11 protein-coding genes are annotated in these 16,176 nt (G+C 43.9%); 10 read left to right on the top strand and 1 reads right to left on the bottom strand.

Annotation, left to right across the window (positions count from 1 at the left end; all coding sequences use genetic code 11):
• The 4 genes from AC1DVJ_RS27560 to AC1DVJ_RS27575 form a co-directional block, all read left to right on the top strand.
• Positions 1-1,742 (top strand): histidine kinase (locus AC1DVJ_RS27560; RefSeq protein WP_477595466.1); only part of this gene is annotated, 1,742 nt, incomplete at its 5' end.
• A gap of 61 nt (positions 1,743-1,803) precedes the next feature.
• Positions 1,804-3,117: an ABC transporter substrate-binding protein gene (locus AC1DVJ_RS27565; RefSeq protein ID WP_477595468.1), complete on the top strand. Its 1,314-nt coding sequence runs from the start codon at positions 1,804-1,806 to the stop codon at positions 3,115-3,117.
• A gap of 72 nt (positions 3,118-3,189) precedes the next feature.
• Positions 3,190-4,089: a carbohydrate ABC transporter permease gene (locus AC1DVJ_RS27570; protein ID WP_477595470.1), complete on the top strand. Its 900-nt coding sequence runs from the start codon at positions 3,190-3,192 to the stop codon at positions 4,087-4,089.
• The gene (locus AC1DVJ_RS27575) at positions 4,086-4,916 is read left to right on the top strand and encodes a carbohydrate ABC transporter permease (RefSeq protein WP_477595472.1); all 831 of its coding nucleotides are present in this window, start codon (positions 4,086-4,088) and stop codon (positions 4,914-4,916) included. The genes AC1DVJ_RS27570 and AC1DVJ_RS27575 overlap by 4 nt, the downstream gene beginning before the upstream one ends.
• 103 nt (positions 4,917-5,019) lie before the next feature.
• Here AC1DVJ_RS27575 and AC1DVJ_RS27580 read toward each other — a convergent pair whose 3' ends face one another.
• The gene (locus tag AC1DVJ_RS27580) at positions 5,020-7,602 is read right to left on the bottom strand and encodes a LamG domain-containing protein (protein ID WP_477595486.1); all 2,583 of its coding nucleotides are present in this window, start codon (positions 7,600-7,602) and stop codon (positions 5,020-5,022) included.
• 453 nt (positions 7,603-8,055) lie between these two features.
• Between AC1DVJ_RS27580 and AC1DVJ_RS27585 the strand changes: the two genes are divergently transcribed.
• The 6 genes from AC1DVJ_RS27585 to AC1DVJ_RS27610 all read left to right on the top strand — a co-directional run.
• Positions 8,056-9,411, top strand: coding sequence for a hypothetical protein (locus AC1DVJ_RS27585; RefSeq protein WP_477595474.1), 1,356 nt, complete (start codon positions 8,056-8,058; stop codon positions 9,409-9,411).
• Between the two features lie 132 nt (positions 9,412-9,543).
• Positions 9,544-11,163 carry an extracellular solute-binding protein gene (locus AC1DVJ_RS27590; protein WP_477595476.1) on the top strand — a complete coding sequence of 540 codons (1,620 nt, stop codon included), beginning with the start codon at positions 9,544-9,546 and terminating at the stop codon, positions 11,161-11,163.
• Positions 11,164-11,275: 112 nt separating this feature from the next.
• Complete coding sequence (locus AC1DVJ_RS27595; RefSeq protein ID WP_477595478.1) at positions 11,276-12,244, top strand: ABC transporter permease; 969 nt, start codon at positions 11,276-11,278, stop codon at positions 12,242-12,244.
• A 31-nt stretch (positions 12,245-12,275) separates the two neighbouring features.
• Positions 12,276-13,142: a carbohydrate ABC transporter permease gene (locus tag AC1DVJ_RS27600; RefSeq protein WP_477595480.1), complete on the top strand. Its 867-nt coding sequence runs from the start codon at positions 12,276-12,278 to the stop codon at positions 13,140-13,142.
• 15 nt (positions 13,143-13,157) lie between these two features.
• Complete coding sequence (locus tag AC1DVJ_RS27605; protein WP_477595482.1) at positions 13,158-15,131, top strand: DUF4838 domain-containing protein; 1,974 nt, start codon at positions 13,158-13,160, stop codon at positions 15,129-15,131.
• Between the two features lie 67 nt (positions 15,132-15,198).
• On the top strand, positions 15,199-16,176 hold a 978-nt coding region (locus AC1DVJ_RS27610), incomplete at its 3' end, for a cache domain-containing protein (protein ID WP_477595484.1).

Below are 16,176 nucleotides of genomic sequence, written 5' to 3' on the forward strand. Positions count from 1 at the left end.
ATATGAAGTCGTCCCTCCGCAAAAAGATTGTAATTGGTTTTATTGTTTTTATTAGCATTCCACTCCTATTCTTTGAAATCGTCCTGTTTCGCTCTTGGCTAGGCATTACGCGGGGGATTGTTGTCCATCAGTATGAAACGATTCTCGGAGATTCCGTACAATCTCTTCGTCAAAACCTCGTTTCCATAGAGAAAATGAACGATACCATTTACCGGGATTATCAAAGTGATAACTTGCTTTTCGACAAGTTGAAATTGTTATCGGACAACCCTTCTCTAACAAATGACTCCTATGTGAACGCTTTATTTACTCAACTAAGCAATCAGTTCTTCAGTCAAATGAATGCTCAGATCATGTTCACCTACCTCTCCATGCAAGGTAATATTATTTATCAACGCTCCAATCAATCCGCGCAATTACATGTTTCAAACTTCTTGTCATCCTACAAAGATGAACCCTGGTTTCAACAAATTAAAGCAAACGGTCCAGTTAATTCGGTGTTCTCGGCTCATGGATCCTATTTCCAAGCTGATGATCCGTCCACTTACATTTCATTTGGTCAAGTGATTCGCAGCCCGGTCGATCTGCGGCCTTTGGGAGTTAGTTTGATAACCGTAAATGCATCCATGTTCGAGCAATTACTAAAGTCATCTTCTGATAACAAATTGATCAAAACGGTTGTAACCGACTCGCAAGAGAAGCTCATTTATACGAATGATCATACCGAGCGTATCCCAGTGGATGCTTCCCATATATTTAAGCAAACGGTCCAACCTTACAACTGGGAAGTCAGGGCCTATCTCTCTAGTGATCGTCTTTCACGGAGTTACATCGTGCCTTTAATCCAGAACAACGGGCTATTTGTCATTGCTAACCTCATCATGCTGGCTGTGATCATCGGGTTTGTAACTCGTCAGCTAAAGCCTCTCTACATACTGGCGGACAAGATGGAGAAGGCCAAGGAAGGTCATTTTCATGTGAAAATCGGAAAATATTCAACCGACGAGCTCGGGATGCTATGTGATATTTTCAATGACATGACAACGGAGATTCAGCATCTATTCGAAAATCAGAAGAAGGAATATCAGGAAAAGCTTTCCTTCCAAATGAAGTCACTGGAGTCGCAAATCAACCCTCACTTTATCTATAATATGCTCGACCTGATCCAATGCCGTGTATACGAGGGAGATCCGGATAAATCTTCGGATTTGATCGTAGCGTTGTCCGTTATTTTACGGTATACGACGACCCGTCCCGGGGAGAAGGTGACCTGCGCAGAAGAACTCAAATGGTTGAGAGATTATATCTTTTTACAGCAGCAGTTGATTGGCAAGCGGGTGGACGTTCAGATTGAATTCGAGGACCGGATCATGTCCTATAAGGTGAATAAGCTCATTCTACAACCCATTATAGAGAATGCATTTATTCACGGATTTGAACAAATAAACAAAAACGCCAAACTGCTGATAAAAGTTTATGAGGATGCCGGCCAACTTTGCTTTGAAGTAAGGGATAACGGACAAGGCTTTCCGGAGCCGATCGATCTGCAGTTGAACCGGAACAACGTAGACGAGTTGAAAGATTGGGGAACCGGACTATACGTGACAGCACAACGATTTTTACTTCAGTCTGACCATGCAACTATCCATTTACACAGTGTCCCTAGTGAGGGGACGTACGTCGTAATGAAGCAAGATTATGTTACTCAGCAAATTTGTACGAATGATATGCTAATTCCGTAGGATAGAACGAAAACTGAAAGCCTTTTATAATAATACTAATATATAAAAGGAGGTTGTGCCTTTGTTCCGTAAATCTATTTCATGGGGTGTCATCTGTTCGTTGCTGCTAGTGTTGTCGGTAGGGTGCTCAAGCAACGAATCGTCCAATGTCAGCACAGACAAGCCGCTGCCGCAAAGCAGCATAAAGCCCGAAGTGAAGAAGGATCYGGTTACGCTCACGATGCAGATCGCTGAAGGTTTGATCGTCAACAGGGATATGGTATTAGGCATGATTAACGAATTCAAGAAAGTGCATCCGGAAATCAATGTGGAACTAGAGACACTTCCCGCCGATCAAAGAAATGCAAAGCTGCAAACGATGATCACGACGGCTGAAATGCCGGACATTTACCAGCTCAATGCTCTACAAGAGTTGACCGCGCTGTCTAACAAGGCGGGTTATCTGTACGATATGAGTCAGTTGGAAGCAGCCAAAAATTTCTCTGAGGATGTACGCAGTGGTGTTACCGTGGACGGGAAAATGGCAGAATTTCCAACAGGTCTTGGCTTCGTGGGATTTGCGTACAACATCCCCCTCTTTGAATCCATTGGCTATTCCAAGCCGCCGCAAACTTGGGAGGAATTGATGGATGCCGGAGAAAAGCTGAAAGCTAAGAACGTACCGCTCCTTGTGTACGCCGGTAAATGGGCAACGGCCATCGGCAACGTGTTCCACTGGACATTTGGGAATAAAGGGCTTACGGATAAGGAGTTCCAGACTGCGTATTTAAACAATAAAGTGGACTGGACAAAATACAGGGATGTCTTATTGGAAGGCTATGACCGATTCAATAAGTTGAATAAATACGTGCTGACTGGAAGCTACACATATGCCATCGAACAAGGTTTTCAGGCGTTTGCAAAAGGCCAGGCGGCTATGGTACTTGGCGGAACCTGGTCTACGCCAAATATTGCACAGAATAACCCGAACTTTCAATGGGGTTTCATGAACTTACCGTATGCACCGGATAAGGATAACAGCTATATTTATACGATTGAGGACGGTTTGACTATTAATGCGAAGTCGAAGCATCTGGATGAAGCCAAAACATTCATGAACTGGTTCTTTAGCAAAGAAAATTTTGCCAAGATTATTAATGCCAAACAAAACATGTCGGCGATGCCTGGCATTGGCGAAGTCAAACCGGTATTTGCCGATACGCAGAATTGGCTGAAATCCGGAAGAGTCACTACATTTGCCAACCTGAAACCGATGACGAACCCGGTTTTCATCAAGTTGGCTGAGACGGCCCAAGGCGTTACATTCGGCAGTGATGTGAACAAGGCCGCTGACGAGTGGATCAAGGAATATAACGATAAAATATTAAAAAAATAAACCGATGTTTCGGTAGGAGGGAAGACTTCATGCTTCTCTCCTTTTTTGCTAAAAGTTTGGAGRAATGCGCACATGAGAAGTAAAGGATCATTAAACCTTAAAACGTTTTGGATCGGCATTCTGTTTTTGCTTCCTATTTCTGTCATGATTGTCACGTTTATGCTCGTCCCAGTAATTCAAACCATGTATTATAGCTTTACGAATTGGGACGGACTGGGTGAGTACCGTTTTATTGGCTTCAAAAATTATCAGCGAATATTTTCGGACGCGTCTTTCGTCAAGACGATGTATCGAACACTATGGATGGGATTCGCCATCGCCTTACTGACGAATGTTCTCGGTATGCTGCTAGCCCTCGCCGTCAATCAGGCATTCAAGACGAAAAATTTGATGCGGACGCTGTTTTATTTCCCTAAACTACTTCCAATCGTTTTAGGGGCTTACGTGTGGGGCTATATTTTGGACACGAACAATGGGTTGATGAACAAAATCCTCACTAGTCTTATGGGGAAACCGATAAAAGTTTTATGGGTCGATTCACCCGACTTTGTGGCCTACACCATCATCCTTGTAGCGGTTTGGCAGCTGACCGGGCCGATCATGATCGTCTACCTGGCTGCCTTGCAGTTCGTTCCCAACGAGATTAAAGAAGCAGCCATCATGGACGGGGCTTCGCCTAGCCGAAAATTTTTCAGCATCATCCTGCCGATGATTGCACCTGGTATTACGGTAAACACGCTTATCGGGTTGGCGTCCGGGCTCAAGCTGTTCGACCTGCCATTTGCCTTGACGGGTGGAGGCCCTGCACGTGCTAGCGAGACGCTCGCGATCCGAATTTATAGAAACGCTTTTCAATCGCTTGATTTGGCCTACGGAATGGCGGCAGCCTGCGTATTGGTCATATTTGTACTGGCCATTACGCTGCTATTCGTTGTTGTGACCAAGAAATATGAGGGGAGGGCTTACGAATGAATCCTCGAATGAAAAAAAGATTGTTCGAAGGATCCGTCCTACTGTTAGCTCTTTTATACAGCATCCCATTGTATTTAATAGCAGTCAATTCGCTGAAATCCAATATGCAAATTCAACAGCACCCATTATCTTTTCCAGATTTCAGCATCGGACTGGATAACCTTGTTAGAGCGTTTAAAGCAATGGAGATACTTAAAGCGTATGCCGTCACTTTTTCCATTGCTATGATGAGTTTAACGTATATCATTTTCTTCTCCGCCATGGCCGCGTACGCTATCGCTAKGATCAATCACTGGTTTTTTCGGTCCGTTTACTGGTTTTACGTATCGCTCATTTTGATGCCGATTCAAGCGGCTTTTATCCCGCTTATCTTCGTCTTGAAAAAATTTCATTTGTATAACAGCTTGTTCGGCATCTCCGCTGTTTATATCGGTGTGCTTTCCTCATTCAGCATTTTTATGTTTGTCGGATTTATCCGGGGAATCTCCATCGAGCTGGAGGAAGCAGCCAAGATAGAAGGCTGTTCGACGATCCGTCTATTCGTTCAAATTGTCTTTCCGCTGATGAAACCGATTAGCGCCACACTATTTATTTTTCAATTCGTACACATATGGGACGACTTGTTGCTGCCCCTTGTACTACTGACCTCGAATAAATATCCCACAGTTACATTAAGTCTGTACAAGTTTTTCTCAGACCTTGGTCAGACCGATTTAAGCTTGCTGTTTGGCGGATTTATACTCGTATTGGCTCCGGTTATCGTCATGTTCTTATTTTTGCAAAAATACTTTATCAGCGGGCTGCAGGCAGGAGCTTTAAAAGGTTAAGGCCAACGGAAGAGGAGTAAGGAATCGATGAGTATAAAGTTAAAGAAGCCATCCTCACAGATCGTGAGGATGGCTTCTTCTGCATATATGAGAGTTACTGGAATTAACGTCCCAGTTCGTATTGGTCCAAGATTTCGGTACCACTTAGTGCACGATTGAATACTTGCGTATCATCGATCCAACCCTTCCAAAGGTTCCCGAAAGTTTTGCTTGCGCCAATGATCATACCACTAGCTTCGGAAGCGACGGTTCTAGCAGCGGAATTCTCTAGTACGCCGTTCATGTAGACTTTCGCTGTCGTACCATCGTACGTTACAGCAAGGTGGACCCATTGGTCAACTGGAATGTTTGTAGTGCCGAGTAACGGTAACCCGCCGAGGTATGTTCCGACAACGCCTGTGCTATCGCGATACAACCAAATCTTACCGTTCGTACCGTCTTGTTGTAATACATATTTTGCAGTACTGGCAGCACCATCATGTTTCACCCAAGCCGTTGCAGTGAAGCTGCTAGTGCCAGGATTTGCAACATTAGGCGTAGTCGAATAGTCGTTTACGCCATCCAAGTACAGGGCATTACCAACTCGACCAGTAGCGAAGCTAGCGCCGTTAATCAGTGTGGCTGCTTGGCTATAGCTTGCGGAGTCGCTGCCTACTGTACCGGAAGTCTCGTTGAACTTCCACCAAGTGCTATTGTACTGGTCCTTGATTTCGTTCGCGGTCAGCTGACGGTTGTAAATGGAAACCTCGTCAATACCACCGTTGAAGAGATTGCCAAGAGTCTTACTTGCACCAATGATCATTCCGCCAGTAGGCTCAGAATTCATTGCGATCGTGCGAGAACCATCCTGTACACCATTCAAGAACAGGCGGACCGTCGTACCATCATAGGTCACGGCAACGTGTGTCCACGAATTGAGCGGAATTGTGCCAGTCGAGAATGTTCCAGTACCGCCGAGGAAAGTTTCCAGGCGACCGTCTTGGTAACGCAACAACCAGACCTTACCATTGGTTCCGTCCTGCTGGAGGATGTATTGTGAAAGGCCAGTGTCAGTGTCCGGTCTCACCCAAACCGAAGCGCTAAACGCGCCATAGTTCGATGGGGAAGATGGATTCAAGATGTGCGGAGTAGTCACATAAGTGGAAGAACCGTTGAAATCCAAGGCGTTATTAATCTTACCACCGATCCAACCGCCACCGCTTACCACAGTGCCATTACGAGCATATTCCGTGCCGTCAGCCGCAACTGCACCACTGGCTTCGTTGAACTTCCAATAAGCTTGACGCTCCAAGTCGGTAACATTCAGCGTCGTAAATGCTGCAAAACTTTGCGAATTTAGGCGCACTTGGATATGTCCAATGAAGTCAGCCGAAACGGTACCTTTATCGGTTATACCACCATCACCATTCTCATTCCAAACGAACAACCGGAACGCTGTATTTGCGCCTACTCCGTTAAAAGAGATGGTTGTCGTAGCACCAGTGTCGTTCAGTGCGTAGACGGCCAAATTGCTAGAGCTTGGATCTTTCAGGGCATTCACGATCTTGCCACTAACCGATCCGGTTACACTCACGAGGTTCCAGTGGCTGTTCGCCGTGTGTGTGAACAGCCGCGTTGCGTTGTACACTGGCTTCAATGGGTAACCATCTGTTCCACTACCGATTTCGCTGTGGTACTGCGTACCATTATCATACTTCGCTTTGTAAGCATCCCATTTCGTCAGGGCAACGAACTTCCTCTTCATTGCATTCATCGTAAATTCGGCGTGCTCATAGGCGCTGACTATGGTATCTCCGATAGGGGTAGATGTGCCGTTTAAGCAACCCGGGTCGTAAGTGCAAGTGGTCTTCTCGCCACGCACCCCGTACTCCATGATGTACACAGGCTTCTGCCCAGCCGCCGATAAACCATTAATAATGGTGCGTACGCCATCTAAACGATCTATCCCATACTGCACATCATCATAATCCCAGTAAATGTGAATGGAGTAGCCATCAAGGATATCGGTCATGTGGTCATCCATGTAATCGAACCAGGACTGTTGATTAGTAAGCAACAGATCGCCACCGATAAACTTGATACCGCTCTTTATTCCAAGCGTTGTAAGCTGCGTGTTCAGAGTGCGGTAGAATGTTTCATAATCGCTTTGCGTAATCGAGGTTGAGTTGACTTCGTTCTGAATCGTTACGTACTTGACGTTGGAATAACCCAGCGTCACTTTCAGACGGTACAACTCGTTCGCAAAAGCCTGCATTTGCGTCGTGATATTGGTGTAAGGACCATGCCAGTAGGTGATGTTAACTTCAGCACCAGAGCTTTGCGCCAACGCCACAGTCTGCTCAAAGGAAGCCATATAATCTGGATAAGTGACGGTATCTTCGCCTTTGGAATCGTAGAAGATACGAACGATCTGCGAATCAAGCGCTTTTACTTTACTTTCCAACAGTCCAACATTACCAGCAGTAATTCCGTCTACTGCGCTGATCGTAGAGTAAAGGTTCTGATTGTACTCCGTACCGCTGCCGACGAAATCGGATTGCAGCACGGTACCTGTATTTACTGTGAATTCGGATGCAGCAAGTGCGTTCTGAGGGGGGAGAGTTAGGACAGCGGAAGCAACAGTTAGAAGAGTAACAGCAGCGGATATTACGGACTTCTTGATCATCTTGAAAGACATCAAACTCATCACCGTTTCACACTCCATTTTCGGATTTGTGATCGGGACATCCAGATGCAATCATCTCTAGATGGCAGTTAGTATTAAATATTAGATGACTACATACTTGATATGCATCCGACCCTTAGGTAATTGGCTGCATTTGAAATCTTCACCTTCGAAACTAGCTGTAGTGTTGGAACTCTGCTTCCTTACTTGAGGCCTCCTTTCCATGAAATAAGTTCCTTGCATCTCTAGATATAGAGGAAATGGATTGCCCTGTATATGTTTTTTTTTATAAATTCATGGCTAAATCGATTGTGGAAGCCTTTTATCATTAAAATCAAAAATATTCACTTTTTGGATGCAGTCACAAAAACACATGATTTTTGCCGTCTGTACATATTTCTTTTTCATCACTACCCGTACATTTAAGATAAGTGATTGTTTTGGACTAACTCATGTAAATAGGAGTTGAAACAATTGAAATTTGCGGTTGCAAAACAAAGCATCACGCCCGATACTCCTGTTTTTTTAGCAGGCTTCGGAACTAGGGATCGAAAGAGCGAAGGGGTGCTGGATGAGATCTTCGTTAAAGTTGCCTTGCTTGAAAGCGTGGAGCTGCTGGTAGTAATTACTTTGGATGCACTTGGCGGGGATCGCAGCTTTGTAACAGGCATAAAGATAGCTTTACGAGAAGTATACGGGTTAAAAGCCGAACAGATATTGATTAATTTTTCCCATACACATTGTTCCGTATTTTTGACAGGAGAGGTCCAAGAAGGACGCAGAGGCGGGTACAGCCTGGGGCAGGAGCAATGGCCGGAGAAGGACGAGGATATCGATTATACGGAGGACATCCGCTATTATCGATTTATTCGCAATACGATAGTCGGACTGGTTCAGCAATGTTCGGAAAACCTTACAGAAGGCACGCTTCAACTGTTGAAAGGGATTTCTAAAGCAGGGGTTAGTAGACGGCTCATGACAGAAGAAGGCTTGATGTTCAAGCCCAATTTCCAAGTGGAAACAGATCAAGACCTTTTCGTGCTCCAATTACATGATTCACAGGGTGAACTTAAAGGACTGTTGTTCAGCTACGGATGTCATCCGACCTGTATTGGGCCGAATAAGATTTCAGCGGAGTTTGTTGGTCAAGCTTGCACAGAATTGGAAGCTTCGTTTCCGAACAGCATTGCGATCTTTTTACAAGGCTGCGGTGCTGACATCAAACCAATGAAAACTGTAATCGGAGACCGCTTTAAATCGTGCTCGGTAGAAGAAATGCGAGAAGCTGGGGTGGAATTGGCGGAAGATGTAAAGCGGACAATGTCCGAGTGTGAAGCTCTTGAGCTTACAGGATCCATGCAGACTGTTGAGGTGGAAGTAAGACTTTTCACAGAGCCTTGGGGGCTTACTGAAATGCTTGCCATCGTAGAGGACGAAACGAAAACTGATTACAGAAGACGAGCGGCCAGACGAACGGTTGATGCCATTTACGAGGGCAGTGTGCGCAATATCCTTCCTTTTACAATCACAGTGTGGGGTTTGGGTGATGGGTTCCGGATGATCGCATTGGAAGGAGAGGTGCCCTCTGAATATGCCTTACATATTAAAAGGTTGTTGTCCACAATGAACGTAATGGTACTAGGCTACAGCAACGGAGTTCCTACCTATATTCCTACACGCCAAATATTGATAGAAGGCGGATATGAAGCAGAGGCATTCGTCCTTCACGGTTTTCGTGGGCCTTTCGTACCGGAGAATGAATGGATTATCCTAGGTGCCGTCATAGAGGCAGAGGAAAGTCTACTAACTCCAAAAAAGGAGAAAACATAGTAAATAAGTCATAAAAGCACATAACATCAACGATTTCTTCCATATTCGAATGTATCTATTTCTTTTAAGCTAGAAGAAACGTATAACGTTTAAACATGGCCAATTTGAAGCAAGGTAAAGGGGGAAAAACGCATGAAAAAGTGGTTACCCGTAGCTCTCACAGTCACGATGAGTATTTCCGTATTGCTTACAGCATGTAGCTCTAATGAAGGGCCTGCAGCTACAGACGCTAAAGCAACAGCAACAGAAACATCCAAGGCAACAGAGGCACCTAAGGTTCAGGCAACGTTTAATGTTATATCCAACGATGGTGGATACGCTTACACTAAGACGGCGACAAAAGAGGATCCGTATCACATGGAAATGGCAAGATTATTTTCCGAATTTTCAGGTCAGCCGACAACAATTAAGTATGAATTTATCCCATCGGCCGATTATACACAGCAAGTGACTGTTCGTTTCGCGTCTGGTGACATTCCAGAGGTTGTTACATCGGATTCCATTCTTAACTCAGCACATGCTACTGCCGTGGAGAATGGCATATTTCTTCCATTGAACGACTTGCTTGACAAGTACGGAAAAAATATTAAGGCAAAAGTTCCAGAAGCGACCTGGGCCCTTCCCGCATTGAGCAAGGATGGCAAAATTTATGGGATTCCGAAACTGTTAACACCAATCAACCCTCAAGCACTTCTTATCCGTAAGGACTGGCTCGATAAATTAGGTATGAAACAACCTGAGACGATGGAAGAGTATCTAGCTTTCTTCGAAAAGGTGAAAACAACGGATCTGAATGGCAATGGAAAAAATGACGAAGTCGGATATGAAATTCGCGGTTTGTTTGGATTCAGTAACTTCTTTTTCTATGCTCAAGGTATCTCACCAGGTGAAAATGGAGCGCTTGTTTGGCACGATGTAAACGGCCAGTTCCTCCCGGATATCATTAATCCGAAAATGAAAGAAGCGATGAAGTTTTACAAAATGCTATACGATAAAGGCTATATAAACAAAGACTTTATTAACGTGAAAGACGCGGATTGGACTAAGGCGATTCAAGAAGATAGAGTTGCGACTTGGAGTCACGATTTGCGGAATTTGAATAGTTGGACGCCGGATAAATTTGCTGGGAAAAGCGCGAAAATCGACTTGCTGCCAGGTGTGAAGCAAGCCGATGGTACATATATACTCGGTCCAAAAGGAACTGGTATCGCCAAAGTGTATATTCTGACCAAAAACGCGAAAAATCCAGAGCGCTTCATCCAATTCCTTGACTGGACTTACTCGAATGACGCGAAGAAAGACACCTTCTTCCGTTACGGTATTAAAGACCGTAACTACACAGAAGCAAACGGTCAAATTACTTGGGATCCTAAAGCTCCTGCTAACGCGAACGAAAAGCTGCAATACCAAACACTCGTGAATCCGGCTGGCGATACACGGATGGATCCTGAAGTGATTAAAAGAGAAGGCGTAATTGATCCTGAGTTGGTTAAAAAAGGCGTGGGATTCGAAGAGAAGAACTTGTTCGAGATTCCAAGTATGAGTATGCCAACGCCAGATTCGATCAAAACAAAACCAGAACTTGGTTTCGCTGCAGGTTCTTTGTTCCTGGATACCCTTACTCAAATTATGATTGGCAAGATTGATCCTGACAAAGGCTTTGACGATTTCGTGGCTAATTGGAAAAAACGCGGTGGAGATCAAGCGATCAAGGAAGCAAACGACTGGTATGCTAAAAATAAAAAGAAATAATGATTATTAACTTGAGAGGGGAAGTGAAAACTTCCCCTTTCGGCTATAAYTTCCATCATTTCATGACAATACGTTATACGCTACTGAGTAATCAAGTAARGGTGGTTTTCTGATGAGCAACACTTCCCCAACTAATAAAATCGCTCCAAATCGGAAGCTGTCACGATTTAACATCCCATTACTAATTAACAAGATTGGCTCCAATCGCAAGCTGGCTCTATTCCTTATTTGCTTACCTGGGTTAATACACTTTGCAATATTCAAATATATTCCATTGTTTGGGAATGTCATTGTTTTCCAAAAATACGACATTTTCAAAGGTGTTTTCGGCAGTGAATGGGTAGGATTTTTGCATTTTAAGAACATGTTTTCGTTATATGATTTCTATCATCTTCTGAAAAATACGCTCATTATCAGCTTTTATAGGTTGATTTTTAGTTTCCCAGCACCGATTATTCTTGCTTTATTCCTGAACGAAATCAGGCACATGCTGTTCAAACGTACGATACAGACCATGTTATATTTCCCTCACTTCTTGTCATGGGTAATCGTAGGAGGGATTTTCTATCAGCTGCTTGATCCTAAAGGGATGATTAATGATCTCCTCGCATGGTTCGGTATGGAAAGAATCATCTTCCTGCAGGATTCTAGGTTTTTCAGAGCCATTGTAGTTAGTTCTGCCATATGGAAAGAGGTTGGCTGGGGCATGATTCTTTATTTAGCAGCTATTGCTGGAATCAATCCTAATATATATGAAGCTGCTACTGTTGACGGTGCAAACCGCTGGAAGCAAATGTGGTTCATTACGCTGCCTAGTTTGATGCCCACACTTGTCATCTTGCTCCTGTTGAGGGTCGGTCACATATTGGATACCGGTGTTGAAGAAATGTTGATTTATGCCAACTCGCTTAACCGGAATGTTGCTGATGTATTTGATGTCTATATTTATCGGGTCGGTATTCAAGGCGCACAATACAGTTATACGACGGCTCTCGGCTTTTTCAAAGCAATCGTAGGACTTATATTGATTATTGGAATGAACAAGTTAGCTAAACGAGTAACAGGAGAGAGTATCTACTAAGGTGTCTTTTTGCGAGAGGAGGGACAGTTCATTGCCAATTTATAAATCCGAACGATTGTTTCATTTCATTAACGGTTTGGTTTTAACATTAATTAGCTTATCCATGCTTGCTCCTATGCTGCATGTACTTGCGGTTTCTCTAAGTTCAAACGAATATGTGAAGTTAGATCAAGTCTTCTTGTGGCCTAAAGGGTTCAATACGGCAGTGTATCAAATTATTCTTACACAATCCCATATGTGGAGGGCTATGGCAGTTACTTGCTACATCACGATTGCGGGGACGCTTACTTATTTGTTCTTTACCTCCACGATGGCTTATGCGCTTTCAAGATCGATGATGCCTGCACGTAAACTAATATTGAAACTCCTTATTGTTACATTCGTTTTCTCAGTACCATTAATACCTAAATTTCTAGTTATCAAAAACTTAGGTATGATCAATACGTACTGGGCTCTAATTATTCCAGGAGCAGTGGGCGCGTTTGGCGTCATTATAATGAAAACGTTCTTTCAGGGAATCTCAGCAGAGTTGTTCGATGCTGCTTCAATTGATGGATGTTCGGAATTCGGAATTTTTGCCCGGATAACGATCCCGCTATCGCTGCCCGTATTTGCGACGTTAGGGCTTTTTCATGCGGTAGGCGAGTGGAATTCCTATTTTGATGCATTGATCTACATTCGAGACAAACAGATGTATCCGCTGCAAATTATTTTGCGGGGGATCGTCCAGGATAGTCAACTTTCACTCGAGTTCGACCAATCACAAATTCTCGAACACACCGTCGAATCGATGAAGTCCGCAGTCATCATATTTGCAACGGGCCCAATTATTCTCGTCTATCCATTCATACAAAAGTATTTTGTCAAAGGCGCCACAGTGGGCTCTTTGAAGGAATAGGAGGAAATTCCGCACATGGTATTGAATAATGCAGAGGTCAAAATAGTGACGATTGCTGCGACACAGGAACAACCGACTATCAATTTTGCTCTTCATGAGCTGTCTGGCTTTCTGCTTCGTATGTCCCCAAATTGCTGCGTAAATACGCTAAAAGAAGTAGTTAAATCGGAGGATGGAACTCCTAACCTCTGGATAGGACTGTTCCAGGAGTTAGGCATTCCGCTGCCCGAATTGGATAATCCGGAGCTGGACGATGCCATCTATATCGACGTAACGGACGGAAAGGGATGCATTGTCGGTTCCAATCCCCGTAGCGTTTTACTAGGCGTGTATCGATTTCTAGAAGAAGCAGGATGCCGCTGGCTGCGTCCTGGAACGGATGGAGATTATGTTCCATTAAGGGAATTAGACACGATAAGCGTTCAGGTGGACGAGATCGCCGCATATCGGCATAGAGGGCTTTGTATCGAGGGAGCAGTCAGCATTGAAAATATGCTGGACAACATACATTGGGCGCCGAAAGCAGGCTTCAATTCCTACTTCCTGGAATTCAAAACCCCCTATACATTTTTTGACCGTTGGTATGGTCATCGGCATAACAAGTACAAACAACCCGAGACCATTACAATCGAACAAGTAGACGCTTTTACGGTGAAGATGGAGCATGAGATCAAAAAACGGGGTCTCCTTTATCATGCTGTAGGTCATGGCTGGACAGGAGAGCCCCTTGGACTTCCTTGTCTAGGCTGGGATTCCGTTGATTATGCGGTTGAAGAAGAGAAATCCCGTTATTTTGCCTTAGTAGATGGAAAGAGGGAGCTATGGCACGGCGTACCGCTGAATACGAATTTATGCTTCTCCAATCCAGACGCAAGAAGGTTGGTTGTCCAATACGCTGCCGATCATGCGCAAAATAACCCCCATATCGATATGCTGCAATTTTGGTTAGCCGATGCGTTCAATAACCACTGCGAATGTGAAAATTGCGTTAAGGCTTTACCGTCAGATTTTTATATCATGATGTTAAACGAATTGGATGAGGCATTGACTTTAAGGAGTCTGAGTACCAAGGTCGTGTTCTTGCTTTACTTAGATCTATTGTGGGTACCTGAGAACGAAACATTGAAAAATCCGAGTCGATTCATACTTTTATTCGCGCCAATTAGCAGAACCTACAGCCGAAGCTATGATTCGGATACAACGGGTATCGAAATCCAACCTTTTGTTCGAAACAGGCTGAAGTTCCCGACGAACATCCGAGAGAACGTCGCCTTCTTGAAAGCGTGGCAACATCTATTTGAGGGAGACGGCTTTACCTACGAGTATCATCATATGTGGGATCATTATCTGGATCCTGGATATTTCCAAATGGCGGAGATGATCAGCCAAGACGTGAAAAATTTAAAGATGCTTCGATTAAACGGTATCATCAGTGATCAAACGCAGCGATCCTTTTTCCCAACTGGCCTCGGCATGTATGTGCTTGGAAAAACATTATGGAACGATGAAGCGGACTTTAGGCAATTAGCCAAAGAATACTTCATTACTTCCTTCGGGGACGAGGGTGAAGCTTGTTTAACTTATTTGGAAACGATCTCTGACCTTTTTGATCCACCTTATATGAGAGGCGAGAAGCCGAGGGTCAGTAGCGAAGCAGCCGAAAAACTGCGGTCTGTACAAGAGGTAGTAAACGCTTTTCGACCTGTTTTGGAGAGAAACCTAGGTTCTGATCTCCATCCAACGATCGCAAAATCTTGGGAATATCTACAAATTCATGCGAATATCATAAGTCTTTTTGCCTCTGCGTTAGAGGCCAGAGCGGATGGTAACGCTGAAGAAGCACGACAACTTTGGGCACATACGTCCGATTATGTCCAGCGGAATGAAGATCTGTACCAGCCCGTTTTTGATGTTTTCTTGTATATTCAAACACTGCACAAGATGTTTGATGATGAAACAAAAACTCATTTTGGCGGGGAAGTAACGTAAAAAGGATGTCCCAAATGAAACGCTTGCATGGTATAATATGTTTCAAAAGCAGTTAGGTGGGATAAGGATGGTCCGTATCAGGAAGCTATCTATGCATGTGAAATTGGCCATCCTAGTTCTTGGCTTTGTTTGTATCCCTTTTATAGTATCCGGCATGATCTGGTACGAAAAGTCTACTCAAAGTATAGAAAACAATGCGATACACTACAGCCGTCAAATTGTGGAACAAATTAATGATAACCTCGATTCTTACTTCGTGGAGCTTGGCACCATCACATCACCCGTTTTAACTTCTCCATTAGTGAATCAGTTTATAAATACAACAAATGCAGACACTTACGACATGTACCTTATGAAAAGAAAAATAGACAATGAGCTATTTTTAAATATATTATCCGTGCGAACTGACATTATTAATCTCTCCATTGTCTCGGATGATGGTTTGATTGTTAGCAGCTACGAGGACCGCGCTTCTCTTGAAGCTTTTAACGAATATAAKGGGAATCGGACAACGAACCGGACATTCAAAAACTTCAACATCGAAGGCGTCCGGAAAATTAACTCCACGAATGTGCTTACGATCACGCGCGATTTGCGGGAGATCTCAAAAAACAAAATAAGAGCAATGCTCATCATTGATGTGAACTATAAAGTGATTCCCCGTATGCTGGAAAACGTAAAGCTAGGCAATTCCGATTTAATCTGGGTGATGGATTCGGAGAATCGAATCCTATATCACCMTGATGAAAAATTTTGGGGTAAGTACGTTAATGAGGCAGTTCCAACTTACACTGGTCTGCAAGGAGAAGAGAAGAGCGGCTATTATATCGATCAATCATCAGGCAAGAAGAAACTCGTCATATATGATGATCTTAAATCTACAGGTTGGGTCATTGTGGATGAACTCCCGCTAGAGGAGCTTATCGGCAGCTTGATGAAYTTGCGTTATCTTACGCTTGGAATTGGTATCGTTTTAGTTGCTATGGTTCTAATTGCGGTTGGAACATTTACACTCTCCATAACACGATCAATGCCGAGTTTCTTC

Source organism: Paenibacillus sp. P4_A9 (assembly GCF_056402415.1).